The 23,711-nt window shown below is 58.1% G+C and carries 23 protein-coding genes, 1 other RNA gene and 2 pseudogenes; 16 read left to right on the forward strand and 10 right to left on the reverse strand.

The annotated features are described in order from the left end of the window. Positions 1-182: 182 nt before the first annotated feature. Both HBN68_RS20275 and HBN68_RS20280 read left to right on the forward strand, forming a co-directional pair. On the forward strand, positions 183-659 hold the full coding sequence (locus HBN68_RS20275) for a glycine zipper domain-containing protein (protein ID WP_094993241.1): 477 nt from the start codon (positions 183-185) through the stop codon (positions 657-659). 257 nt (positions 660-916) lie between these two features. Then, positions 917-1,843, forward strand: coding sequence for a hypothetical protein (locus HBN68_RS20280; RefSeq protein WP_094993242.1), 927 nt, complete (start codon positions 917-919; stop codon positions 1,841-1,843). A 136-nt stretch (positions 1,844-1,979) separates the two neighbouring features. Here the strand turns inward: HBN68_RS20280 and HBN68_RS20285 are convergent, their stop codons facing one another. Further along, a complete protein-coding gene (locus HBN68_RS20285) occupies positions 1,980-2,444 on the reverse strand; it encodes an Lrp/AsnC family transcriptional regulator (protein WP_094993243.1) in 465 nt (154 codons plus the stop codon). Positions 2,445-2,572: 128 nt separating this feature from the next. Here HBN68_RS20285 and HBN68_RS20290 point away from each other — a divergent pair, with 128 nt between their 5' ends. The 6 genes and pseudogenes from HBN68_RS20290 to HBN68_RS20310 all read left to right on the forward strand — a co-directional run bounded on the left by HBN68_RS20290 (position 2,573) and on the right by HBN68_RS20310 (position 7,272). Further along, positions 2,573-2,908 carry a hypothetical protein gene (locus HBN68_RS20290; protein WP_094993244.1) on the forward strand — a complete coding sequence of 112 codons (336 nt, stop codon included), beginning with the start codon at positions 2,573-2,575 and terminating at the stop codon, positions 2,906-2,908. A 103-nt stretch (positions 2,909-3,011) separates the two neighbouring features. Continuing rightward, complete coding sequence (locus tag HBN68_RS20295; protein ID WP_169964611.1) at positions 3,012-4,772, forward strand: GspE/PulE family protein; 1,761 nt, start codon at positions 3,012-3,014, stop codon at positions 4,770-4,772. A 95-nt stretch (positions 4,773-4,867) separates the two neighbouring features. Further along, a pseudogene (locus tag HBN68_RS20300) lies at positions 4,868-5,354 on the forward strand (stomatin-like protein); the annotation flags it as partial. Next, positions 5,334-5,514: pseudogene (locus HBN68_RS22330) on the forward strand (hypothetical protein). The pseudogenes HBN68_RS20300 and HBN68_RS22330, both read left to right, overlap by 21 nt. 67 nt (positions 5,515-5,581) lie before the next feature. Beyond that, positions 5,582-5,896, forward strand: a complete 315-nt coding sequence (locus tag HBN68_RS20305; protein WP_094993246.1) for a DUF2388 domain-containing protein — start codon at positions 5,582-5,584, stop codon at positions 5,894-5,896. A gap of 233 nt (positions 5,897-6,129) precedes the next feature. Then, the gene (locus HBN68_RS20310) at positions 6,130-7,272 is read left to right on the forward strand and encodes a DegT/DnrJ/EryC1/StrS aminotransferase family protein (RefSeq protein ID WP_094993247.1); all 1,143 of its coding nucleotides are present in this window, start codon (positions 6,130-6,132) and stop codon (positions 7,270-7,272) included. Between the two features lie 53 nt (positions 7,273-7,325). Here the strand turns inward: HBN68_RS20310 and gcvH are convergent, their stop codons facing one another. The 8 genes from gcvH to HBN68_RS20350 form a co-directional block, all read right to left on the reverse strand. Beyond that, positions 7,326-7,709, reverse strand: a complete 384-nt coding sequence (gene gcvH, locus HBN68_RS20315) for a glycine cleavage system protein GcvH (RefSeq protein ID WP_169964613.1) — start codon at positions 7,707-7,709, stop codon at positions 7,326-7,328. A 62-nt stretch (positions 7,710-7,771) separates the two neighbouring features. Further along, positions 7,772-8,854 (reverse strand): glycine cleavage system aminomethyltransferase GcvT, encoded by a 1,083-nt coding sequence (gcvT, locus tag HBN68_RS20320; RefSeq protein WP_094993249.1) that lies wholly within the window; start codon positions 8,852-8,854, stop codon positions 7,772-7,774. 156 nt (positions 8,855-9,010) lie between these two features. Beyond that, complete coding sequence (locus HBN68_RS20325) at positions 9,011-10,627, reverse strand: iron ABC transporter permease (RefSeq protein ID WP_169964615.1); 1,617 nt, start codon at positions 10,625-10,627, stop codon at positions 9,011-9,013. A gap of 131 nt (positions 10,628-10,758) precedes the next feature. After that, positions 10,759-11,760, reverse strand: a complete 1,002-nt coding sequence (locus tag HBN68_RS20330; protein ID WP_169964617.1) for an extracellular solute-binding protein — start codon at positions 11,758-11,760, stop codon at positions 10,759-10,761. Positions 11,761-11,878: 118 nt separating this feature from the next. Then, entirely contained in the window at positions 11,879-13,096 is a 1,218-nt protein-coding gene (locus tag HBN68_RS20335) for a 2-octaprenyl-3-methyl-6-methoxy-1,4-benzoquinol hydroxylase (RefSeq protein ID WP_169964688.1), read from the reverse strand. Between the two features lie 85 nt (positions 13,097-13,181). Beyond that, a complete protein-coding gene (gene ubiH, locus HBN68_RS20340; RefSeq protein ID WP_169964619.1) occupies positions 13,182-14,369 on the reverse strand; it encodes a 2-octaprenyl-6-methoxyphenyl hydroxylase in 1,188 nt (395 codons plus the stop codon). Beyond that, positions 14,366-15,700, reverse strand: coding sequence for a Xaa-Pro aminopeptidase (gene pepP, locus HBN68_RS20345; protein ID WP_169964621.1), 1,335 nt, complete (start codon positions 15,698-15,700; stop codon positions 14,366-14,368). Before pepP ends, ubiH begins: the two co-directional genes overlap by 4 nt. A 29-nt stretch (positions 15,701-15,729) precedes the next feature. After that, positions 15,730-16,293, reverse strand: a complete 564-nt coding sequence (locus HBN68_RS20350; RefSeq protein WP_094993255.1) for a YecA family protein — start codon at positions 16,291-16,293, stop codon at positions 15,730-15,732. A 134-nt stretch (positions 16,294-16,427) separates the two neighbouring features. Between HBN68_RS20350 and HBN68_RS20355 the strand changes: the two genes are divergently transcribed. The 4 genes from HBN68_RS20355 (at position 16,428) to HBN68_RS20370 (ending at position 17,852) form a co-directional block, all read left to right on the forward strand. Continuing rightward, positions 16,428-16,637 (forward strand): TIGR02449 family protein, encoded by a 210-nt coding sequence (locus HBN68_RS20355; RefSeq protein WP_094993256.1) that lies wholly within the window; start codon positions 16,428-16,430, stop codon positions 16,635-16,637. Further along, positions 16,634-16,951 carry a cell division protein ZapA gene (locus HBN68_RS20360; RefSeq protein WP_047279798.1) on the forward strand — a complete coding sequence of 106 codons (318 nt, stop codon included), beginning with the start codon at positions 16,634-16,636 and terminating at the stop codon, positions 16,949-16,951. The genes HBN68_RS20355 and HBN68_RS20360 overlap by 4 nt, the downstream gene beginning before the upstream one ends. A 31-nt stretch (positions 16,952-16,982) precedes the next feature. Then, a non-coding RNA gene (ssrS, locus tag HBN68_RS20365) (6S RNA) lies at positions 16,983-17,160 on the forward strand. A gap of 56 nt (positions 17,161-17,216) precedes the next feature. Beyond that, positions 17,217-17,852, forward strand: coding sequence for a 5-formyltetrahydrofolate cyclo-ligase (locus HBN68_RS20370; RefSeq protein WP_094993308.1), 636 nt, complete (start codon positions 17,217-17,219; stop codon positions 17,850-17,852). Between the two features lie 22 nt (positions 17,853-17,874). On the opposite strand, the gene HBN68_RS20375 is transcribed toward HBN68_RS20370, so the two are convergent. Continuing rightward, entirely contained in the window at positions 17,875-18,024 is a 150-nt protein-coding gene (locus HBN68_RS20375) for a hypothetical protein (RefSeq protein WP_088500203.1), read from the reverse strand. A 195-nt stretch (positions 18,025-18,219) separates the two neighbouring features. On the opposite strand from HBN68_RS20375, the gene HBN68_RS20380 reads away from it, so the two are divergent. The 4 genes from HBN68_RS20380 to HBN68_RS20395 all read left to right on the forward strand — a co-directional run bounded on the left by HBN68_RS20380 (position 18,220) and on the right by HBN68_RS20395 (position 23,645). Next, positions 18,220-18,669 carry an EVE domain-containing protein gene (locus HBN68_RS20380; RefSeq protein ID WP_094993257.1) on the forward strand — a complete coding sequence of 150 codons (450 nt, stop codon included), beginning with the start codon at positions 18,220-18,222 and terminating at the stop codon, positions 18,667-18,669. Positions 18,670-18,835: 166 nt separating this feature from the next. Continuing rightward, on the forward strand, positions 18,836-19,801 hold the full coding sequence (locus tag HBN68_RS20385) for an HlyD family efflux transporter periplasmic adaptor subunit (RefSeq protein WP_094993258.1): 966 nt from the start codon (positions 18,836-18,838) through the stop codon (positions 19,799-19,801). Further along, positions 19,798-22,527, forward strand: a complete 2,730-nt coding sequence (gene rbbA, locus HBN68_RS20390) for a ribosome-associated ATPase/putative transporter RbbA (protein ID WP_169964623.1) — start codon at positions 19,798-19,800, stop codon at positions 22,525-22,527. Before HBN68_RS20385 ends, rbbA begins: the two co-directional genes overlap by 4 nt. Then, on the forward strand, positions 22,527-23,645 hold the full coding sequence (locus HBN68_RS20395; RefSeq protein ID WP_169964625.1) for an ABC transporter permease: 1,119 nt from the start codon (positions 22,527-22,529) through the stop codon (positions 23,643-23,645). Before rbbA ends, HBN68_RS20395 begins: the two co-directional genes overlap by 1 nt. Positions 23,646-23,711 lie beyond the last annotated feature (66 nt).

Raw genomic sequence — 23,711 nt, forward strand, 5'->3', positions numbered from 1 at the left:
GCCGCTTTCCTGAGAAAGCGGCCTGTCCGAACTAATGCTCAGACCGTGCAAAACCTATTAAGTTCCCGTTTAAAAACAATAACTTAGTAAATGGTGTACAACTCGTGTTACTGGTCGGATTTCGATTGTAACCAACCGCGTACAGCCTCAGGATCGCGCCGTCATCCCTTTGAGGCTCACTTATGAAGCTCACCTCGATTCTCTTGTTGTCCCTTGGCCTGGTCAGTGGCGTAGCCTCGGCCGGTGGCACCACCGAAGCCGGTGTAGGCGGCGCATTAGGCGGGGTTCTTGGCGCTGTGGTTGGTCAACAACTCGGCGGCTCGACCGGATCAGCCATTGGCGCAGGCGTAGGCGGCGCGGCCGGTAGTGCCGTAGGTGCCGATAAACGCAGCCGTGGCGAAGCCGCCATCGGTGGTGCACTCGGCGCAGCCGGCGGTAACGTATTGGGCCGCAGCATGGGCGGCAGCACCGGCGGACTGGTCGGCGCAGCAGCTGGCGGTGGTGCAGGCGGCGCGTTGGGCAACTATATGGGTAACAAAAGCGACGCTGATGATCGTCATTACCGTGATCGCGGCAATCGCCGCTATTACCGCGATGACCACCCAGGTCGCGGCCATGCCTATGGTCACCGCAAGAAGAACAAACACCGTCATCATTGATGACACCCATAAAAAACGGGAGCCCCTAACGGCTCCCGTTTTTTATGGGTGTCTTGAATGGCATCTCTCGTGAAATTGTTTCAATGCATTACGCCCGCCTCTTTGCCGCCAATCATGCAACCTGCATGACCAAGCAAATTAATCAGGTTTATAAGTTATTGATTTGTAGATATTTTTTATAAATCACGGCTTGGCACAACCCCTGCAATCACTGAAATGAAGGCTGCACTTCTCACCATTTCAGGAGCACAACAATAATGATCGGGACTACAGAACACTATCCCGCTGCCCTGCAAGACAGCTCTGGCCACTCCGGTGTGTCATGGGCCGCGATCTTTGCAGGTGCCGCCGCTGCCGCTGCACTCTCCCTCTTGCTGCTGATGCTGGGCGCAGGCTTGGGCTTTTCAGCCGTGTCGCCGTGGTCTGGCGAAGGCGTAGGCGCCAAAGGGTTGGGCATCACAGCCATTATCTGGCTGGCCGTGACACAAATTATTGCCTCGGGCATGGGCGGCTATCTGGCCGGTCGTCTGCGGGTCAAATGGGCAAACATGCATGGCGATGAAGTGTACTTCCGCGACACTGCCCATGGCTTCCTCGCGTGGGCTGTGGCTACGCTGGTCACTGCGACACTGGTTGCCGGTTCGGTCAGTAGCATGATTGGCAGCGGCGTACAGGCCGGTGCCAATGTCGCATCAGGTGCAGCCACCGCCATGAGCAGTGCCGCTGGTAACCACGCCAACCAGGGTACGGGCAACAGCTCGGATTACTTCATCGACACGCTGTTTCGCGATGATCGTGGCACCGCTGTCAGCGAAGACGCCGCCCACGGCATCGTGACCCGCATCTTCGTTCGCAGCCTGGGCAATGAAGGCCAACTGAGCGCTGACGACCGTACCTACCTGGCACAAATTGTCGCTCAGCGTACCAACCTGACTCAGCCAGAAGCCGAGCAACGGGTTGATCAGGTCTACGCCAAGGCCCATCAAGCTATTGAAGAAGCCAAAGTTAAAACCAAAGAAGCCGCTGACACAGCCGCCAAGGTCGCTGCCTGGACCACCCTGTGGATGTTCATCACCCTGCTGATCGGTGCGTTCTTCGCCAGCCTGTGTGCCACCTTTGGCGGTCGTCGTCGCGACGCTGTGACTTACATCGACCACACCACGACCACCACGGTTGTCCGTTAATTCTGGAGAATAAAAATGCGCTCATTACTGCTGTTTTTCCTCGGTATCCCAATCCCGATCATCATCCTGATTGCGCTGTTTGTTCACTGACAGCTCATCCACGGCCTTCCTTGTGAAGGCCGTTTTTATTTGTGCGCTACACCGGCAGGCACGTGGTCGATTTGATTTCGGACAGCGCCACAATCGAGTTCACTTCTTGAATGCCCGGCACCATCGACAGTTGCTCGAAGAAGAAACGTTCATAAGCCTCGATGTCCGGGGTCACGATCCGCAGCAAAAAATCCACCGACCCCATCAGCACATAGCACTCCAGTACTTGCGGGAAACCACGGATCGCATCGGTGAATTGGGTAAAGTTGGAGCGCCCGTGGGCATTGAGTTTTACCTCAGCAAAGATCTGCGTGTTCAGGCCGACCTTCTTGCGATCCAGCAAGGTCACTTGCCCCCGAATGATGCCTTCGTCTTTCATGCGCTGAATCCGGCGCCAGCAGGGTGACTGCGACAAGCCCACTTTTTCTGCGATCTGCGCGCTGGACAGTGACGCGTCTTCTTGCAGCAGTGCCAAAATCCTGCGGTCGTAAGCGTCCAGATCACCTTGCATAAAAATTCCCGATTGTTAGCGAAAGATGAATTGATCAAGTCTTAATTGATCAAATTCTGATCATCATAGATAAATAATTTCCTACAGTGCATGTGAATATTTCTCCAGCCGAAAACAGGAGTCATTGCATGCCACATCTTGAAGCCGTACCCGCCTCGACACGCGCCGATGTCTGGGCCGTGAACACGGCGCCTTGCACCGTGCGTTATCACATTGTGGCGGAGGCTGAAGCCGATGTGCTGTGCCGCGCACTGAACCTGTTTGCCTTACAGCAGTTAATTCCGCAGCACGTGGAAGTGATGCGCGAAGACGATGTGTTACGCATTGAAATCATCAGCAATGAGCAAAGCTGGCACCGCGCCCAGGTGATTGGCGAAAAGTTGCGCAACCTGGTGAGTGTCTGTGAACTGGTGATGCATGAGGTGGCGTGCGTCCCGTCCCGCCTGCTAACGCGCTCGCAATAACCCGTATTAATTGGTAGTCGCGCCGCCCAAGTGCGCGGCTAGGCTTGGGTATTCATGGCCAGACAAGGACCTGTCTGCGCTTGTGCATTACTAAGGAGTCTTCATGCACGCCCACCCTGCCGCCGATCGCCCGCTTGACCTTGAACAGCTCCTGCCGGGGCTTGTGGCTCAAGGTTTAATAGCCCGGCCACTGGCCGATCAGGCTTTGAATCGTTATCGCACAACCTGCCACGACCCCGTCCACCCGCTGGTGTACCTGGCGACACAGCAATTACCCGATCTCACCCGCCCCGGCAAAACCCTCACCCTTGAGCACCTCACGGCGTGGCTTGCGCAACAATGCGGGCAGCCCTACGTGCGCCTTGACCCCTTGAAAATTGATGCCGCCAGCATCACCGGGCTCATGTCCAGCGCGTTCGCTCAACGCCATCAAATACTTGCCATTGCAGCCGATCAAACCTCAATCACCGTTGCCAGCGCACAACCCAATGTGAAGGGCTGGGAGGCCGATTTGCGGCAAGCCCTCAATCGCCCAATCAAGCGGGTGATTGCCAACCCGCTTGAGATTGCCAGGCTGGGAACGGAACTGTTCCGTTTGGCCAAATCCGTGACCGGGGCAGCGCTCACTGATCAAAAAACCAGCTCCCTGCCCAACCTTGAGCAGTTGCTTAACCTTGGCGCAGGCAATCAGGAACCCGATGCCAACGATGCCCATATCGTTCATATCGTCGACTGGTTGTTTCAGCACGCGTTCGAACAGCGGGCCAGCGATATCCATATCGAACCCCGGCGCGAGCAAGGGGCCGTGCGATTGCGCATTGATGGCATTCTGCACAACGTTTATCACTTTCCGGTACACGTCACGACCGCAGTGGTCAGCCGCCTGAAAAGCCTGGGCCGTATGAATGTCGCTGAAAAACGCAAACCTCAAGACGGCCGCATCAAAACCAAAACCCCGGCAGGTGCCGAAGTCGAGCTGCGGCTCGCCACCCTGCCCACCGCTTTTGGCGAAAAAATGGTGCTGCGGATTTTCGACCCGCACGTTTTACTCAAGGGGTTTGACCAGCTCGGCTTCAGCGCTGAAGACATCCAGCGCTGGGACCATATGACCCGTCAGCCCAACGGCATTATTTTGATCACAGGCCCCACGGGGTCGGGTAAAACCAGCACGTTGTACGCAACGCTCAAGCAGTTGGCCACGCCGCAGAGCAACGTGTGCACGCTTGAAGATCCGATTGAAATGGTTGAGCCTGCCTTCAACCAGACACAGGTGCAGCCCAACATAGATCTAACCTTTGCCAACGGGGTGCGTGCGCTTATGCGACAAGACCCTGACATCATCATGCTCGGTGAAATACGCGACCTGGAAACCGCTGAAATGGCGATTCAAGCCGCACTGACCGGGCACTTGGTTTTGTCGACGTTGCACACCAACGATGCACCCGGGGCCATTAGCCGTTTACAGGAACTCGGCGTGGCGCCCTATTTGATCAAAGCCACCTTGCTGGGGGTGATGGCCCAACGATTGATACGAATCTTATGCCCGGACTGCAAAAGCGAGCACAGCGTGTCACCCGATGATTGGCACTACTTCGCACCCGACAGTCCCGCGCCCTCCAGCGTTTTTGATGCCACAGGCTGCGATCACTGTCGGGAGACTGGCTACAACGGCCGAGCTGGCATTTACGAAATCATGTTGATGACTGACACGCTCAAGACCTTTATTAGCCATGACACTGATATCAACGTGCTGCGCAGAGCGGCGTGCGCCGAAGGCATGCGCCACTTAAGACTGGCGGCGGCGCACAAAGTGGCGACAGGGGTAACTTCCATGCATGAAGCATTACGCGTCAGCACCGTTTAGTTGAATTATTTTGAACACTATTTAACCGATTCTGGTGTGTGCGCGAGGGATAAAAATTTTTCGAATTTATCTCGAGTCACCTCAAACTTAACGCCGCCCAGGCTGCCTATGAGGTCAACAACCTCGAGCATGCTATTCGCAACCTTCTGCAAACCAACATTCGAACAGTGCTTGGCTCAATGGAGCTGGATGCCATGCTCAGCCAGCGTGACGGTATCAATGAAAAACTGTTGCGCACGGTCGATGAAGCAACAGCTCCATGGGGGATCAAAATTACTCGAATCGAGATTAAAGACATCAGCCCGCCAGCAGATTTGATGGCCGCCATGTCAGGCCAAATGAAAGCCGAACGAATCAAGAGAGCTCTAATCCTTGAAGCCGAAGGTTTGTGCGCCTCTGCAATTTTGACGGCTGAGGGTAAAAAAAAGCCCAAATTCTGGAAGCTGAAGGCGGTCGTCAGGCAGCATTTCTCGCATCTGAAGCCCGTGAGCGTCAGGCGGAAGCAGAGGCGCGCGCCACGCCTCATTCGCTAAAACAAAGAGCTGAGGCATGTGGGAATTCATGCAAAGCCTCAACCACTGGGACTGGCTGGCACTCGCTGCAGTGCTGCTGACCTTAGAGGTGTTCGGTGCCTGGCTTGCCGCTTGTATGGATGGCTGAAGGGCCTGACGCCGAGGTGGGCACTGCCGTTCGGGTGATCGCTCAGAATGGGGTCGTGATTGTCGTGGAAATTGTGACGTAAGGTTACGGAACTCTCTAACACTGACTAGAATCAAAGTTGTTAGTTAATTTATCCGGAGTTTCCCATCATGCGTCTCAAATATGCTGTTGCCGCTGCCGCTTTGTTGACCCTTCCTGTTGGCTCAGCGATGGCCGACAGCTTCTGGCGCAACGTCCTGTCGTCCGGTGCGACCACCGGTTCCACCTACCTGACGTTCAAAAAAGACCGTAAGGTAATCGCCGCTCAAGATGACGCGGGCAGTTTTGTGGCCAGCAACGGCGAGATTCGTGGCCCGTACCTGGAATCCGCCATGCAGCAAGTGCGCGCTGAGAACCCGAACTTGAAAGTCAGTGACATGGACCTGGCCAATGCGATTCTGGCGAAAAATGCGACGGCTGAATAAATCCGGTCTGTAGTCGCTGAGGCACTGCATGCGGGGCTGCGATCACTGAGTAAGTGATTGCAGCCCCGTGCCTCGCCACCAACGTCAGCCGTTAACGCGATGCAATCCAGCGCTTCATTCAGCCTTCATACAGAAATTTCACCTGATGTGATTCATCCTCTGGGTATGATTTGAACCTTGTGCTATTGCTCTATGGTCACTCATTCCTCATTCACATCGGACGTCATGCCTTTATGAGCTCGCTGCCTTTCCTGCCTTTTTCCAAACCAACCATTGATGAAGCCACCATTGCTGCCGTGGGCGACGTGTTGCGCTCGGGCTGGATCACCAGCGGGCCAAAGGTTCAGGCATTCGAGGCGCAATTATCGGCGTACTTTGGCGGGCGCCCGGTGCGCACGTTCAATTCCGGAACCTGCACCATGGAAATCGCCCTGCGCATTGCCGGTATCGGGGCCGGTGACGAAGTCATTACGACACCGATTTCCTGGGTAGCCACGGCCAACGTAATTCTCGAAGTCGGCGCCACACCGGTGTTCGCCGATATTGATCCGATTACGCGCAATATCGACCTGAAAAAAGTCGAAGCCGCGATCACGCCGCGCACCAAAGCCATTATTCCGGTGTACCTCTCCGGCCTCCCAGTGGATATGGATGCGCTGTACGCCCTGGCCAAGAAACACAGCCTGCGTGTGGTCGAAGACGCGGCCCAGGCGCTGGGCTCCAGCTGGGACGGACAGCGAATCGGTGCACGCGGTGATTTTGTGTCTTTCAGTTTTCAGGCCAACAAGAACATCACCTCGTCTGAGGGTGGGTGCCTGGTGCTCAATAACGAAGACGAAGCACGACTGGCGGAAAAATACCGCCTGCAAGGTGTCACCCGTACCGGCTTCGATGGGCTGGATGTTGACGTACTGGGTGGCAAGTTCAACATGACTGACATTGCGGCTGCCATCGGTCTGGGGCAGTTCGCTCATATCGAGGCGATTACCGCGCACCGTCGCGAACTGGCCAGGCATTATTTCGAGTGTTTCGGCGCTGGCTTTGAAGCCGAATACGGCGCGCAATTGCCTGTGGCTGATTTCAGCAATACCAATTGGCATTTGTTCCAGCTGGTATTGCCTGAACGCAAGGACGGCCAACCGGCACGGGCAACGTTCATGAAAGAGATGCAGGCATTGGGAGTGGGCGTGGGCTATCACTACCCACCCATTCACTTGCTGAGCTTGTACCGCGCGCAAGGTTTCAAAGAAGGAATGTTCCCTGTCGCAGAACGCGTAGGGCGACTGATTGTGTCATTGCCGATGTTTACAGCCATGACCAAAGCCGATGTCGAACGGTCGGTTAATGCCGTAAAGACTGTGTTGCAAAACGCGTAACCGGTTTTCGCTGCCGGTAGAGATATCTGCCGGCAGCAAAGGTCCTGTCGGACTTACTCGCCGATGGCGGCTTTGTAACCAGCAGCATCCAGCAGTTTGTCCAACTCAGCGGTATTGCCTGGCTTGAGTTTGAAGATCCAGCTCCCGTAAGGTTCGCTGTTCAGGTATTCAGGACTGTTTGCCAGGTCTTCATTGACGGCTATCACTTCACCCGACACAGGCGCATAAATATCAGAGGCGGCCTTTACCGATTCAACAACGCCTGCCACGTCACCTGCGGAAAAGACTTTGCCCACTTCGGCCAACTCAACGAACACCACATCCCCCAACGCTTCCTGAGCGTGATCACTGATACCTACAGTGACAGTGCCGTCTGCTTCCAGACGGGCCCACTCGTGACTTTCAGCAAAGCGCAACTCAGCAGGGATCAGGCTCATATTCAGTGTCCTCAAGAAGAAATGTCAGCGGCCTGCACACAGCGCAAGCCTGCCGGTAAAGGTTAGATCAAGGCTTTGCCATGACGTACAAATGTGGGTTTCACCACGCGAACCGGGTACCACTTGCCACGAATTTCGACTTCAGCACGGTCAGCCGTAGCGATCGGAACGCGGGCCAAGGCTATCGATTTGCTTAGCGTAGGAGAGAAACTACCACTGGTTATCTCTCCTTCGCCAACATCAGCGATACGAACGACCTGATGAGCACGTAGGACGCCTCGCTCTTCCAATACCAAACCCACCAGTTTCAACTGCACGCCGCCTGCTTTTTCGGCCTCCAGCGCTTCGCGCCCGATGAACGCGCGCGAAGCGGGTTCCCAGGCAATGGTCCACGCCATGTTGGCGCACAGGGGCGAGACCGACAGGTGGATGTCCTGACCATACAGGTTCATGCCAGCCTCAAGCCGCAACGTGTCGCGCGCGCCGAGTCCGATTGGGGAGATACCTGCGCCGACCAGATCGTTGAAGAACGCGGGCGCTTGATCGGCGGGGAGCATGATTTCAAGCCCGTCTTCGCCGGTATACCCGGTGCGGGCAATGAACCAGTCGCCCACGTCCAGCCCTTCGAACGGTTTGAGCTGGTGAATCACCTCGCTGCGGGCCTGACTCACCAGTTCGGCAACCTTGTGCCGGGCCTGCGGGCCCTGAATCGCCAGTAACGCCAGCTCCGGGCGCTCCTGCACCTGCACGTCATAACCTCGGGATTGAGCCGTCATCCACGCCAGATCCTGATCGCGGGTCGCTGCGTTGACCACCAACCGGTAACCGTCGGCCCTGAGGTAAACGATCATATCGTCGACCACGCCGCCCTTTTCATTGAGCATCGCGCTGTACAGCGCACGGCCTGGTGTTTGAAGGCGTTCGACATCATTGGCCAGCAAGTACTGAAGCCATTCCCTGGCCTGCGCTCCGCCGACATCAATCACGGTCATGTGCGAGACATCAAATACTCCACAGTCCCGACGCACCTCGTGGTGTTCCTCCACCTGCGAGCCGTAATGCAAAGGCATGTCCCAACCGCCAAAATCGACCATCTTCGCGCCGAGGGCGAGATGCAGGTCATACATAGGCGTACGCTGTCCCATGGGTTCCTCCTTCCGGGATTGGCGAAGGTGCGGGCAGGCGTGCAAAGCGTTTCAAGCTAGTTAAGTCAGCTTTCTTACGCTGCGCAGGGAACCTGGCCTGATTGACAGACCGCACCGAATGCCGCGCATTGTAGCCGCATGCCGGTGCACTGACACCTAGCCGATTCGATGGGCCGAACGTCGAATCAACCCGATGACCGGCAACAAGCCCACCAGTACCAGTGTCAGGGCGGGCAAGGAGGCGCGAGCCCATTCGCCTTCACTGGTCATTTCGAAGATGCGCACGGCCAGTGTGTCCCAACCGAAGGGCCGCATTAGAAGGGTTGCGGGCATTTCCTTGAGCACGTCGACAAACACCAGCAGCGCCGCACTCAATGTCCCCGGCAATAACAGCGGTAGATACACTTTGAAAAACAGTCGCGGGCCACTTACACCCAAGCTGCGGGCAGCTTCGGGCAAAGACGGACGGATGCGCGCCAGGCTGTTTTCGAGCGGGCCATAAGCGACGGCGATAAAGCGCACCAGATAGGCCAACAACAAGGCTGACAGGCTGCCCAGTAGCAACGGCTTGCCCGCCCCGCCCAGCCAGCCCGAAAGTGGAATGACCAGTTCGCGGTCCAGATAACTGAATGCCAACATGATCGACACGGCCAATACCGAACCGGGCAGCGCGTAGCCCAGGTTGGCAAGGCTCACTCCGGCACGGATAGTCGGTGTCGGCGCCTGACGCCGGGCAAACGCCAGTACCAGAGCCACACAGACAGTGATGAGCGCCGCCATGCTACCCAAATACAAGGTGTGCAGAATCAGGCCTGTATAACGCTCATCGAGGTCAAACCGCCCGCGCAGCCAAAACCACACCATCAGTTGCAACATCGGGATCACAAATGCACAGGCAAACACCAATGAGCACCACCCGCTGGCCAGCCAAGCCTTAGGCCCGGAGAGGTGATAGAGGGCTTTGCCACGCGGACGCTCATTACTCGCACGGCTGGCGCCCCGGGCGCGGCGTTCGCCATAGAGCACGATCATAACCACCAATAGCAGCAGGCTGGCCAGTTGCGCGGCGGTTGAGAGACTGAAAAAACCGTACCAGGTTTTGTAGATCGCCGTGGTGAACGTGTCGAAATTGAACACCGACACGGCGCCAAAATCAGCCAGCGTCTCCATCAGCGCCAGCGCCACCCCCGCACCGATCGCCGGGCGCGCCATGGGCAACGCCACGCGCCAGAATGCCTGCCACGGGCTCTGACCTAAAACCCGCGCCGCCTCCATCAAGCCTTTGCCCTGGGCCAGAAAGGCCGTGCGCGCCAGCAAATAGACATACGGGTAAAACACCAGAATCAGCACGATGATCACGCCGCCGGTTGAGCGCACACGAGGCAGACGCAACCCCATGCCGAACCATTCGCGCAGGAGCGTTTGCACGGGCCCGGCGAAGTCCAGCAAGCCGACGAATACAAACGCCAGCACATAGGCCGGGATCGCAAACGGTAGCATCAGCGCCCAGTCCAGCCAGCGCCTGCCGGGGAATTCGCACAAACTGGTGAGCCACGCGAGGCTGACACCCAGCAGCGTGACGCCTACCCCTACCCCCGCAATCAGCGTCAGCGTGTTGCCCAGCAGACGCGGCATTTGCGTGTCCCACAAATGGCTCCAGATCTGTGTATCCACACTTTGCCAGGACAGCAGCAATACACTCAGGGGCAAAAGCACCAGAGCAGCAATGGTAAAAACCAGCGGATACCAGCGACGTTGGGCGGGATGTGCCACAAAGGACTCTCGGAAGATAGGAGGGACGAGGATTGTAGGTTGCGTTGCGACACGATGTGGAAGGGTTTAGCCCTCGCGCCAGCCCTCTTTCACGGTAGAGGGCCAGGGCGAAGGTGTGCGTTACATTCGACTCAATTCCAGCCTGCGCGGTCCATCATGCGGATAGCTTCAGCCTGACGCTTGCCCGCCACTTCAACCGGCAGGGCGTCTGCCTTGAACTCACCCCAACTGGCCACTTCAGCAGAAGGTGGAACGCTTGGGTTCGCCGGGAATTCCTGGTTGGTGCCTGCAAAGATCGACTGCGCCTCAGGCGTGGTCATCCACTCCACCAGTGCCTTGGCGGCTTCTGGATGCGGAGCGTATTGGGTCAAGCCAATACCCGACAGGTTGACGTGGACACCGCGATCAGCCTGATTGGGCCAAAACAACTTCACGGCCAGATCAGGTTTCTGCTTGTGCAGGCGGCCGTAGTAGTACGTGTTGACGATGCCTACGTCGCATTGACCGGCGTTGATCGCCTCCAGCACTGCGATGTCATCCGAGAACACGTCGGTGGACAGGTTGTTCACCCAGCCCTTGAGGATCTCTTCGGTTTTGTCGGCCCCATTCACTTCAATCATGGTGGCGGTCAGCGACTGGTTGTACACCTTTTTGGCCGTGCGCAGGCACAGGCGGCCTTCCCACTCTTTATTCGCCAAGGCTTCGTAGGTGGACAGTTCTTCAGGCTTAACGCGGTCAGTGGAATAGGCGATGGTGCGCGCGCGCAGGCTCAGGCCCGTCCATGCGTGGGAAGAAGACCGGTATTGCGGCGGGATGTTTTTGTCGATCACTGCGGAGGTGAACGGCTGCAGAATGCCCATTTGCTCGGCTTGCCACAGGTTGCCTGCGTCGACGGTCAACAACAGGTCAGCAGTAGCGTTCTGGTCTTCTGCCTTGATGCGCTGCATGAGCGGCGCTTCCTTGTCAGTGATGAACTTGACCTTGACCCCGGTTTTCGCGGTGTAGGCGTCAAATACCGGCTTGATCAACTCGTCAATACGCGAGGAGTAAACCACCACTTCGTCGGCAGCATAAACGCTGCTCGCAAAAACGGTCAGGGCCAGGGCAGTCAGTAGACGCTTGGGTGCCAACATGAGGGGCGGTCTCTCTAGATGCGAATCGGGCGTAAATGGTAGTGAATCACATTTGCCAGCTCAACCTAACTCGCCCCCGAGGCGTTACCAGATGTTGCAAGCGCAAGCAGGGAGGCGATCACGGCTTGGCCAATGGCGGCAAATCCCCGGTCAACCCTAGTGCTTGACGCACGAATACTGCTTTAGCCTCGGGCATTTGGTTAACCCATTTCAGGCCGCTGTTGCGCAGTAGGCGTGCGGTGAGTGAATCCGCCTGGAACAGTCGCTGAAAACCTTCCATCGCGGCCATCAACGCCAGATTGTGCGGCATGCGACGACGTTCGAAACGGCTTAATACTTTGATATCGGCAAGACACTCGCCACGATCCACGCCATGCAACAGCACGTGCGCCAACACCGCAGCGTCGAGGAAACCGAGGTTAACGCCCTGCCCGGCCAACGGGTGAATGGTGTGCGCGGCATCGCCAATCAGCGCCAGCCCATGCGCCACATAGCGTTTGGCGTGACGTTGACGCAATGGCACGCAGACCCGCGGGTCTGCGCTCAGTACCGACCCCAGTCGGCCTTCAAACGCCAGCTCCAGCTCATGGCAGAACCCGTCGTCATCCAGTGCCATCAGACGCTGAGCGTCTTCAGGCGTGGTGGACCAGACAATCGAGCACCAGTCCTGCTGGCCATCGCGCTCCAACGGTAAAAATGCCAAAGGCCCATGGTCAGTGAATCGCTGCCAGGCGGTTTGCTGATGCGGCTGGGCGCACCGCACACTGGTAACAATGGCGTGATGCATGTAGTCCCATTCACGGGTCTGACAGCCCGTCAGGCGGCGCACCGCCGAGTTGGCGCCATCAGCCGCGATCACCAGCGGAGCGCGCAAGGTGCGACCGTCCGCCAGTGTCAGCAGCCACTCGTCACCCGAGCGGCGCATTTGCTCCAGTCGCGCATTGGCCAGCAATTCGATATCGCTGCTCTGCAAACACGCCAGCAACGCATCCTGCACGACGCGATTTTCGACGATATGACCCAGTACGTCGGCATGCACGCTGGCTGCCGAGAAATGGATCTGGCCCGTTCCGCTGCCGTCCCACACGTGCATGTGCGAATACGGGCTGACCCGACGGCCGACAATCCCGTCCCACGCACCCAAGCGTTGCAGAATGCGCTGGCTGGCAGCCGACAAGGCGCTGACACGAGGCTCAAAGGTATCAGCCGGGCTGAACGGTGTAACGCTCAGCGGCCCGCCATCGAGCAGCAGGATTTTCAACCCACTGTCCTTGAGCGCCAGCGCCAAGGCGCTTCCGACCATTCCGGCCCCAACAATCAGCAGATCTGCGCGCATTTCCATGCTTTAAGCCTGTGTCGTGAGCGGCAAGCGCCGCACGTGAAAAAAGGATCGACAAGGAACGCGAACGCTCCCGCCATCGTCAAATGTCTGCGCGGGCGCCCAACCCCATGGCCTGACGGGCAAACCAGCGTTTGGCCGGAGGCAGCAAATCAAGACCCAGCAGGCCCAGGTTGCGACCGAACGACACCAGCGTCTGATCGCTGCCAAACAGGCGCGTCACCTGATCCGAGAAGCCAATCGTCAATTGCTGATCGCGTTGTTGGCGCTGTTGATAACTCAACAGCGTGGCAAGGTCACCGGGGTGTCTGTCGCTCGCCAGCAACGCTTCAGCCAAGGCTTGCGCATCGCGCAGCGACAGGTTGAAACCCTGACCAGCAATCGGATGCAGGCTGTGGGCGGCATTACCCAGCACGGCCAGGTGCGGGCGTACTTGCTCTTGCGCCTCGATCAGCGTCAGCGGGTACAAATGCCGCGCCCCCACTTGCTTGAGGGTGCCCAGACGATAACCGAACACGCCCTGCAACTCGCTGAGGAAGCTACGCTCATCCAGCGCGGCCAGACGCTCGGCGTCCATTCCCAAGCGGGTCCACACCAACGCGCAGCGGTTTTCCGGCAGCGGCAGCAAGGCCATTGGGCCTTCGTCCGTAAAGCGCTCAAAGGCCATCCCGCAATGGGCTTCGCTCGGGGTGATGTTGGCGATCAGCGCGCTTTGGTCATAAGGACGCTTACTGACATGAATCCCCAACTGCTCACGCAGGTTCGAACGCCCGCCGTCGGCCAGCACGGCCAGGTCGCAGTCGAGCGTGGTCTCATCGTTGAGGGTGAGGCGATAACCGTCTTCGAGAGGCTGCATGTGGATAACTTCGGCCGGGCAGCGCCAGGTGATGACGTCAGGGTCCAGGTGTTTCCACAGGCACTGGCCGAGCCAGGCGTTCTCGACCACGTAGCCAAGCGCCGGGACGCCTTCTTCAATGGCGGACAACCGCGCGGTCGAAAAACGCCCGCGGTCGGACACATGAATGTCTTTGATCGGTTCGGCGCGGCCAGCGATTGACTGCCACAGCCCCAGTCGTTCGTAGATCTGTCGGGCGCCATAGCTCAATGCCGAAGAACGGGCATCGTAGCTGGGCTGGTAGCTGTTGCCGGGCGCGAAAGGTTCGATCAGGACGATTTTCCAGCCCCGCGCTTTGGCCCCGGCCTGCAATGCCAGCGCCAGGCTCGCGCCCACCAGCCCGCCACCGATGATGGCCAGATTGACTCGACTCATGCTACGTTCACCTTGGCTGCGGCCATCAAGGCTTCGATATCGGCTACCGTTTTCGGCACGTCGCCCGTCAAAATCTCACACCCGTTTTTGGTGACCACTACGTCGTCCTCGATCCGCACACCGATGCCGCGCCATTTTTTGGCGACGGCTTGATTGTTCGGGCTGATGTAGATGCCGGGTTCAACGGTGAGGGTCATGCCGACTTCCAGCACGCGCCACTCTCCCCCGACCTTGTACTCACCCACGTCATGCACATCCAGCCCCAGCCAATGCCCGGCACGGTGCATGTAAAACGCTTTGTAGGCTTCGCTGGCGATCAGTTCCTCCACGTCGCCCTGCAATAACCCGAGCGCCACCAACCCCGCCGTTATCACTTTAACCGTGGCTTCGTGGGCTTGATTCCAGTGCTTATTCGGCGCGATCTCAGCGAACGCGGCTTCTTGCGCCGCCAGCACCACGCCATAAATCGCCTTTTGCTCGGGCGAAAATCTCCCGTTGACCGGGAAGGTACGGCTGATATCGCTGGCATAGCAGTCGATCTCGCAGCCCGCATCAATCAGCACCAGATCGCCGTCCTTGAGCAGGGCGTCGTTCTCTTGGTAGTGGAGGATGCAGCTGTTGTCACCCGAAGCGACAATCGAGCCATACGCTGGCATTTTTGCCCCGCTTTTCCGGAATTCATAATCCAGCTCTGCTTCCAGGCTGTATTCATGCAAACCAGGACGGCTGGCTTGCATGGCACGGACATGGGCACGGGCCGAAATCTGCGCCGCGTGGCGCATGACTTTTAATTCTGCCGCCGATTTATACAGGCGCATGTCATGCAGCAGATGATCCAGGGCAACAAATTCGTTGGGCGGCTGAGCGCCGAGGCTGGCCTTGGAGCGGATGGTATTGATCCACTCCATTACATGGCGATCGAATTCCGGGTTGCTGCCCATCGCCGAATACACACGGTCGCGTCCCTCAATCAGACCCGGCAGGATGTCGTCGATGTCGGTAATGGGGAATGCGTCGTGCGCACCAAAATCGCGCATGGCGCCTTCTTGCCCGGCCCGCAGGCCGTCCCACAGCTCGCGCTCTGGGTTGCGTTCGCGGCAAAACAGTACAAATTCGCCATGGGCTCGGCCGGGGATCAACACAATGACCGCTTCTGGCTCGGGGAAACCGCTCAGGTATTGGAAGTTACTTTCCTGACGGTACACGTGCTCAACGTCACGATTACGAATCGCCACAGGGGCCGCCGGCAATATTGCGATGCTGTTGGGCCCCATCTGCGCCATGAGCGCCTTGCGGCGGCGTGCGTATTCCGATTTCGGGATATGAATCATGGGCAGACGGGTTTCCTCTTGGCGATCGATCAGTGCAGCGAAGGCTTGGCGGCCGCAGGCTCTTCAGGCTTTTTAGTTTCGGTGTACAGCAACAGCGGCGCGACGCGCAGGTATTCCATCACTTCCATGTAATCGCTTTCGCCATCGTCAGATTCTTCAAGCGCATCTTGCACCTGCGCGATGGCCGCCAAGTCTTGCAGCACTTCGCGACCTTCATTGCTCAACGCGTTATCGCGGTAATTAAGACCGAAACCGGCCAGGAAGCCCTGACACCATTCGCCCAAAGCAATGGCGCGGTCAGTCAGTGGCGCGTCGTCTGTCGGCAGCAACAGCACAACGGTCATGTCGTCACTGGTCAGCTCACCCTTGACCATCTCTTGCAAACCAATCAAGGCATTGCGTACGTTGTCACTGATTTCAGTTTCGCTCTGGAACAGCTCAGCGGCATCAGCCAGCCAGCCATCATGGTCAAAGCCAACGCCGGCCGCACTGCGGCCCAGCAGCAGGCCATGCAACTCGGCAGGCGATACGTTATGGCCGCTGGTGCTCAGCAGGGTGGCAAAGGCTTGGTACGGGGAGTTCTGAATAGGCATGGTCAGCTAGGCGCCAAGCGGCGCTATGTCTAGAATGGAGGCCTTGTATCCTAGCATCGGCAGACGAGCCAGACCATCAAGGCGTCAACTCGCCTGATCGTCCCCACCCATCAGAAAATACACAGTAGGACACAATGGAAGACACCGACCTGCATGAACTGATGGCCAGGCTCGAACTCCTGATTAGCCGGGTCGAGCAACTTAAAAGTCAAAACGGACTCTTACTAGCTCAGGAAAAGACTTGGCGCGAGGAACGCGCGCACCTCATTGAAAAAAACGAAATCGCCCGACACAAGGTGGAATCGATGATTTCGCGCCTCAAAGCCCTGGAGCAAGACTCATGAGTTCAAGCAATAGCGTCACCGTGCATATCCTCGATAAAGAATATTCGATCATGTGCCCCCAGGAAGAACGGACCAACCTGGTGAGCGCCGCCCGTTATCTGGACGGCAAAATGCGCGAAATCCGCAGCAGCGGCAAAGTGATTGGCGCCGATCGCATCGCCGTAATGGCCGCGCTCAATATCACTCACGATCTGCTGCACAAGCAGGAGGTCGCTGAAGTTCAGACCAGCAGCTCAACCCGAGAACAAGTGCGCGACCTGCTGGAACGCGTTGATTTGGTGCTTGCCACTGATCCGAACGAACGTCAAAGCTGATTCAAAAGGTTTCTTTGGGGTATACTCGCGCCACTCCCTGGAGTATTCGCCAGTTAGCGATGTCCCTGAGCCGATTCGCATTACCCTGGAGCTTGCACGTTGGACCGGTGTGCATGTCCGCTCGACGGAAAGCCTTAAGGTCTACTGCAACTTCCACCTTGAACTTTCGGGTTCAAGGGCCAAGCCGACAGCGGTACGTCGGGGAGCCTGATTTTTCCAGTGCAATGCCAGCCCTCCGCTGGCATTGGCTTTCTCGGTGTCGACCTTGAACAGCACGCCACCTACCCGCCCGCAACTTCGCCGCCAACTGCGCAGCGCCCGCCGCGAACTTTCGCCTTGCGCGCAACGTCTGGCAGCCCGTGGCCTGTACCGGCAACTGGCGCAACATCCTCTGTTCCGCCGCGCCAAACACATTTCCCTTTATTTGCCCACCGACGGTGAAATCGACCCGCGCCTGCTGCTGCGTGAAGCGCAACGCCGGGGCAAGATCACGTACCTGCCTGTACTCAGCGCATGGCCCCGGACCAAAATGGTGTTTCAACGTATCGCCCCCGGCGAGAAGCTGATCCCCAACCGCTTCCGAATTCTCGAACCGCGCATCAATCATGCACGCCAACGCAAGGTCTGGACACTCGACCTGGTGTTGCTGCCATTGGTGGGATTCGATCCGAACGGTGGACGGCTGGGCATGGGCGGCGGGTTTTATGACCGCAGCCTTGCGTATCTGGCACGTCGACAATGCTGGCGCAAGCCGACACTGCTAGGCCTGGCCCACGAATGCCAAAAGGTCGAAAACCTGACTCAAGCCAGCTGGGACGTGCCGTTACAAGGCACCGTTTCGGACAAGCAGTGGTATGTCGCCCACACGTCACCAGGGCATCACGCGACGCGCGATGCCTGAAAAGTCGTTAACGCAAGAAAGTTTAGCGTTTGAAAGGTTGTACTTGCTGTTGAGCCAGTTCAATCGGCGCATCGGTCGAGTTGGACCACAAACTTTGCGCATACCCCGTTGTAACTACGCCCAAACCGAACAAAAAAGCCAAAACCCACAGTACATCCGGTTTGCGTTTCATCGATTGCCCCCCTTCAGGCAAATCAACACGATGACAGCAACGGTTTTTGTTATAGGCCGTGCAGCAGCGTCAAGCTTAAAATCCCGGCATTCTGCGACAACCGGTAACGACACGCAAACGATGGCGTCAACCGGCTGTCGGTTTAACAAGATGTTTCAAGAAAGATGATTCGCATCATGTTTCAGGAGAAGAAAAATGGCCTATTGGTTGATGAAATCCGAGCCTGACGAGTTCTCGATCAACGACTTGCAGAAAATCGGTGAAGCCCGCTGGGACGGGGTCCGTAACTACCAGGCGCGTAACTTCATGCGTGCGATGGCGGTGGGCGATGAGTTCTTTTTCTACCATTCCAGTTGCCCGCAGCCTGGCATTGCAGGGATTGGCCGCATCGTCGAAGCCGCTTACCCCGACCCAACCGCGCTCGACCCCGAAAGCCATTACTTCGACCCCAAAGCCAGTACCGAGAAAAACCCGTGGAGTGCGTTGCAAGTGGCCCACGTGCAAACCTTTCCTCAGGTGATCAAACTCGATTATCTAAAACAACAGACGGCGCTGGCCGAGATGCCCCTGGTCCAAAAAGGCAGCCGTCTTTCAGTCATGCCCGTCACAGCCGAACAATGGGCGACGGTACTGACACTGCTCTGACACACAGCCAACACCTGTAGGCACAAGCGTGCCCCGGCACACAGAAAAAATCACTTCGGCAATACCGTCCATTAGCGTCTAGGCTTTGGCCTTCCTTTGACTGGCATCAAACCGCCCCGGCAGTGAGACCGTCAAACTAGAGCGCTCTGTGAGACAGGATGTTGGCATGTCGAAGAACCACCGTGTATCCCATTATTTCGTTATTCCGTTGGTGATCCTGCTGGTGGCAGCAGGCGGGTTCGGTTACTGGAAATCCCAGCATGACCGCCTCCCCGAAGGCATCAGCATGGGCAACGGCCGACTCGAATCCACGGAAGTCCAAATCGCCGCCAAAATCCCCGGCCGCCTTGCCGAAGTGCTGGTCGACGAAGGTGATCGCGTGACCAAGGGCCAACTCCTGGCCCGCATGGACACACGCACCCTCGAGGCCTCGCGTAATCAGGCCGAGGCCGAGGTGCTGCGGGCCCGGCAAACCCTGGCTGCCAACGAGGCCAACGTACAACTGCGCCAAAGCGAAAAGCTGCTCGCCAGTCAGGAGCTCAAACGTTTCCGGCAACTGGCCCAGCGCGGCTTTGCCAGTGGCCAGCAACTGGATCAGCAACAGGCTCGTTTTGACACCAGCAACGCTGCCGTAGTCGCTGCACAAGCTCAAGTGGCCGCCGCCAGGGCCGCGATTCACGCCAGCGAAGCTCAAGTAGCGCAGCTCACCAGCGAAATCGACGACAGCAGCCTGCGCGCGCCCATCGACGGCGTGATCCAACTGCGCCTTGCCGAGCCCGGCGAAGTACTGGGCTCGGGCGGACGCGTGTTCATGATGATCGACCCCAGCGACCAGTACATGAACCTGTACTTGCCCGCCTCGGTGGTCGGCAAACTGACCGTCGGCGCGCAGGCACGCATCCTGCTCGACGCCCTGCCCGACAAGCCCCTACCCGCAAAAATCAGTTTCGTGGCGGCCAAATCGCAGTTCACCCCAAAAGAAGTCGAAACCCGCGACGAGCGTCAAAAACTGGTGTTCCGCGTCAAACTTCGCCTCACCGATCCGAGCGCCGTGCCGCAAGCCAAGCCCGGCATGCCGGGCGCCGGTTACGTGCGCACTGCCGACGTGGACTGGCCGGCTAATCTGCAATGAGCGACCTGGCCCTCAACGCCAGTGGCATCAGCCACCGTTACGGCAAGCAGCAGGCGCTGCTCGATATCACCTTCAGTTTGCCCAAAGGCACGCGCTGCGGGCTGATCGGCCCGGACGGTGCGGGCAAGTCGAGCTTGCTGGGGCTGATTGCCGGGGTCAAAAAGCTTCAGCAAGGCAGCCTTGAAGTGCTTGGCGGGCCGATTGACGATCGCCGCCATCGCAACACGCTCTACCCGTTGATTGCTTTCATGCCCCAAGGGTTGGGCGGCAACCTGTACCCGGAGTTGTCGATCAGCGAAAACATTCGCTTTTTCGGCACCTTGTTTGGTCTGTCCAAAGACGACTGCGAACAACGCATGGCCAACTTGCTCAAGGCCACGGACCTTGAGCGATTTGCCGAACGTCCGGCGGGTAAGTTGTCCGGGGGGATGAAGCAAAAGCTCGGGCTGTGTTGCGCGCTGATTCACGAGCCCGACCTGCTGATCCTTGACGAACCCACCACCGGCGTCGACCCGCTTTCCCGTCGGCGCTTCTGGGAACTGGTTGACGACGTACGCAGCCAGCGCCCGCAGCTGACTCTGCTGGTTGCCACGGCCTACATGGAAGAGGCGGAACAGTTCGAGCACTGCCTGATGCTCGACCGCGGCACATTGATTGCTACCGGGCTCACGCAGGAACTGGCGGCGATCACTGCCACCGGCAAACTGGACGAAGCGTTTACCCACTATCAGGGCGACACCGGCCACAGCAACGAACCGTTGGTGATTCCGCCACGGGTCAGCGACAACAGCGATATCGCCATCGAAGCCCATGACCTGACCCTCAAATTCGGCGATTTTACCGCCGTGAATAACGTCAGTTTCGCCATCGGACGCGGCGAAATCTTCGGTTTTCTGGGCTCCAACGGTTGTGGCAAAACCACCACCATGAAAGTGCTGACCGGACTTATGCCCGCCACCGAAGGCAGCGCCAAACTGCTCGGTAATCCGGTGGATGCCAAAGACCTGGCTACGCGCAAACGCGTGGGTTTCATGTCTCAGAGCTTCTCGCTGTATGGCGAGTTGAGCGTGCGGCAGAATCTGGTTTTACACGCACAGCTATTCGACTTGCCCAAGCAGGACAGTCGCGCGCGGATTCAAGAGCTGATCGAGCGTTTTGATCTGGCGGACATTGCCGAGCAACAGTCCGGCGAACTGCCACTGGGCTTGCGTCAACGCCTGTCGCTGGCAGTGGCGGTATTGCATCGCCCTGAAGTGCTGATCCTCGACGAGCCCACCTCAGGGGTTGATCCGGCCGCGCGCGACGATTTCTGGCGGTTGCTGATCGAGCTGTCGCGGGATCAGGGCGTGACGATCTTCTTGTCCACCCACTTCATGAACGAAGCCCAGCGCTGCGACCGCATTTCGTTGATGCACGCGGGCAAAGTATTGGCCTGCGACACCCCCGATGCATTGCAGCAACAGTTTCACGGCGAGACGCTGGAAGCCGCATTCGTTACCTGCTTGGAGCACGCGCAAAACGAGCAGGACGCTAGCACGGTACCCGCTCCCGAGACTGGCGCTGTGGTGGTCAACGCCCCGCCACCGCCCGGCAAAAGCGGCTTCAGCCTGACTCGGCTGATTGCCGTGGCCAGCCGCGAATCCAAAGAGCTGCTGCGCGACAAAGTTCGCATGGCATTCGCCTTGCTGGGGGCGGTGTTCATGATGGTAATTTTCGGCTACGGCATTTCGCTGGACGTGGAAAACCTGGCGTTCGCTGTTTACGACCAGGACCAAAGCCCGCAAAGCCGCGCGTACCTGGAAGCCTTCCGCAGCTCGCGTTACTTCGAAGAACACGCGCCCATCCACAGTGCAGAAGAACTGCACAAGCGTCTGCAACGCTCAGAAATCAAAATCGCACTGGAAATCCCGCCTGGCTTTGGGCGCGACCTGTACGCCGGCCGCCAGCCCACCGTCGCCGCGTGGCTGGATGGCGGCATGCCGTTTCGCGCAGAAACCAGCCGTAACTATGTTGAATCCGTGCATCAATCCAACCTTGAGCAACTGTCCGCCTTGAGCAGTCTGGCGCAGAACAAACAAGGGGCGGCCAAACTCGAAACACGCTTTCGCTACAACCAGGACGTGGTTAGCGTGAATGCAATCGGGCCGGGCGTGATGGCGCTGATCCTTGCCTTTATCCCCGCGATGCTGACAGCCCTGGGCATCGTGCGCGAAAAAGAGCTGGGCTCCATCACCAACTTTTACGCCACGCCACTGACCCGGCTTGAATTTCTGCTGGGCAAACAGATGCCCTATCTGGCCGTCAGTCTGGTCAATCTGGCCTTGCTGGTTGCCATGAACCGCTGGCTATTCGGGGTGCCGTTTAAAGGCAGCGCGCTGACATTGGCCCTCGGCGGGCTTTTGTATGTGCTGTCGACCACCAGCATGGGACTGCTGATATCGGCATTCACTCGCACCCAGATCGCAGCGATCCTCGGCACCATGATCATCACCAGCCTGCCGACCATCCAGTTCTCCGGCCTCATCGTGCCGCGCTCGTCACTGGACGGCTCTGCGGCGTTAATGGGCATGCTGTTCCCCGCCGGGCACTTTCTGGACATTGCCGTGGGGACCTTCACCAAAGCCCTGGATTTGCGCCAGCTGTGGCCGCAATGCTTGGCGCTGCTGGGCTTCTTCGTCGCCTTTACCGGCTTGAGTCTCATCATGCTCAAGAAGCAGGAGGTTTGATGCACAAGCTCTCGCATATCCTGCGCCTGGGGATCAAAGAACTCACCAGCCTGCGCCATGACAGCGTGCTGCTGCTGTTTTTGTTCTACGCCTTCACGGTGGCGATTTACATGCCGGCGGCGGGATCAATTATTGGCGTGCACAACGCCAGCGTCGCGATTGTCGATGAAGACCACAGCGCCTTGTCGCGCAAGCTCAGCGAGTCATTGCTGCCACCGGAATTCAAAACCCCGCAAGCACTGCCTTACGATCAGTTGGACGAGTCCATGGATGGCGGCCAATACACGTTTGTCATCAACGTACCGGCCAATTTTCAGGCGGACTTGCTGGCCGGGCGCGAACCGGGTCTGCAAGTAAACGTCGATGCAACAGCCATGAGCCAGGCGTTTATGGGGGCGGGTTACATCGGGCGTATCTTCCAGCGTGAACTGCTCAACTACACCGGTCAGGCCAATGCAGCGGCAAACACCCCAGCACTTATCAACGCACGGGCACTGTTCAACCCGAACCTGGAGGGCGGCTGGTTTTTGGCGGTGATTCAGATCGTCAACAACATCACCATTTTGGCCATTGTGTTAACCGGCACCGCGCTATTGCGCGAACGGGAACACGGCACCCTCGATCACCTGCTGGTGCTGCCCCTGACAGCGCTGGAAATCATGCTGGCAAAAATCTGGAGCAACATGCTGGTCGTGGTGCTCTGCACCTGGGTGTCGCTGGAGGTCATCGTCAAATGGGCGTTGGGCGTGCCGCTGGCCGGGTCACTCGCGTTGTTTTTGGGTGTGACGGCGCTTTATCTGTTTGCCAGTACCGCGCTGGGGATTTTCCTCGCCACCCTCGCCCGTTCAACACCGCAGTTCGGCTTGCTGGCCATCCCGGTCATCATCCCGATGCTCTTGCTCTCGGGCGGCAGCACGCCGCTGGACAGCATGCCTGAATGGCTGCAGTGGGTGATGCAGTGCTCGCCTTCAACTCACTTCGTGAGTTTGAGCGCGGCAATTCTGTTCAGGGGGGCGGGTGTGGACGTAGTGTGGCCGGATTTGTTGGCGCTGGCCGCCATCGGCCTGCTGTTCTTTGCGATTGCCCTGGCGCGGTTTCGAAAGAGCCTGGCGTCGTAACGTTTGCGCCGGGCATGACCCTTGGTCACCGGCTTTGTGCGCGACGCACTGTGCGCAAACAAAGCC

Source organism: Pseudomonas sp. WS 5078, assembly GCF_012985745.1.
GTDB lineage: Bacteria > Pseudomonadota > Gammaproteobacteria > Pseudomonadales > Pseudomonadaceae > Aquipseudomonas > Aquipseudomonas lundensis_A.

What these genes read in the sequence shown, in the direction of transcription:
- rbbA (WP_169964623.1), top strand. Translation starts at nt 19,798, where the DNA reads ATGAGCGACCTGGCCCTCAACGCCAGTGGCATCAGCCACCGTTACGGC.
- gcvH (WP_169964613.1), bottom strand. Translation starts at nt 7,709, where the DNA reads ATGAGCCTGATCCCTGCTGAGTTGCGCTTTGCTGAAAGTCACGAGTGG.
- HBN68_RS20335 (WP_169964688.1), bottom strand. Translation starts at nt 13,096, where the DNA reads ATGCGCGCAGATCTGCTGATTGTTGGGGCCGGAATGGTCGGAAGCGCC.
- HBN68_RS20295 (WP_169964611.1), top strand. Translation starts at nt 3,012, where the DNA reads ATGCACGCCCACCCTGCCGCCGATCGCCCGCTTGACCTTGAACAGCTC.
- HBN68_RS20395 (WP_169964625.1), top strand. Translation starts at nt 22,527, where the DNA reads ATGCACAAGCTCTCGCATATCCTGCGCCTGGGGATCAAAGAACTCACC.
- pepP (WP_169964621.1), bottom strand. Translation starts at nt 15,700, where the DNA reads ATGATTCATATCCCGAAATCGGAATACGCACGCCGCCGCAAGGCGCTC.
- HBN68_RS20310 (WP_094993247.1), top strand. Translation starts at nt 6,130, where the DNA reads ATGAGCTCGCTGCCTTTCCTGCCTTTTTCCAAACCAACCATTGATGAA.
- ubiH (WP_169964619.1), bottom strand. Translation starts at nt 14,369, where the DNA reads ATGAGTCGAGTCAATCTGGCCATCATCGGTGGCGGGCTGGTGGGCGCG.
- HBN68_RS20385 (WP_094993258.1), top strand. Translation starts at nt 18,836, where the DNA reads ATGTCGAAGAACCACCGTGTATCCCATTATTTCGTTATTCCGTTGGTG.
- HBN68_RS20290 (WP_094993244.1), top strand. Translation starts at nt 2,573, where the DNA reads ATGCCACATCTTGAAGCCGTACCCGCCTCGACACGCGCCGATGTCTGG.
- HBN68_RS20350 (WP_094993255.1), bottom strand. Translation starts at nt 16,293, where the DNA reads ATGCCTATTCAGAACTCCCCGTACCAAGCCTTTGCCACCCTGCTGAGC.
- HBN68_RS20330 (WP_169964617.1), bottom strand. Translation starts at nt 11,760, where the DNA reads ATGTTGGCACCCAAGCGTCTACTGACTGCCCTGGCCCTGACCGTTTTT.
- HBN68_RS20355 (WP_094993256.1), top strand. Translation starts at nt 16,428, where the DNA reads ATGGAAGACACCGACCTGCATGAACTGATGGCCAGGCTCGAACTCCTG.
- HBN68_RS20360 (WP_047279798.1), top strand. Translation starts at nt 16,634, where the DNA reads ATGAGTTCAAGCAATAGCGTCACCGTGCATATCCTCGATAAAGAATAT.
- gcvT (WP_094993249.1), bottom strand. Translation starts at nt 8,854, where the DNA reads ATGGGACAGCGTACGCCTATGTATGACCTGCATCTCGCCCTCGGCGCG.
- HBN68_RS20285 (WP_094993243.1), bottom strand. Translation starts at nt 2,444, where the DNA reads ATGCAAGGTGATCTGGACGCTTACGACCGCAGGATTTTGGCACTGCTG.
- HBN68_RS20375 (WP_088500203.1), bottom strand. Translation starts at nt 18,024, where the DNA reads ATGAAACGCAAACCGGATGTACTGTGGGTTTTGGCTTTTTTGTTCGGT.
- HBN68_RS20305 (WP_094993246.1), top strand. Translation starts at nt 5,582, where the DNA reads ATGCGTCTCAAATATGCTGTTGCCGCTGCCGCTTTGTTGACCCTTCCT.
- HBN68_RS20280 (WP_094993242.1), top strand. Translation starts at nt 917, where the DNA reads ATGATCGGGACTACAGAACACTATCCCGCTGCCCTGCAAGACAGCTCT.
- HBN68_RS20380 (WP_094993257.1), top strand. Translation starts at nt 18,220, where the DNA reads ATGGCCTATTGGTTGATGAAATCCGAGCCTGACGAGTTCTCGATCAAC.
- HBN68_RS20275 (WP_094993241.1), top strand. Translation starts at nt 183, where the DNA reads ATGAAGCTCACCTCGATTCTCTTGTTGTCCCTTGGCCTGGTCAGTGGC.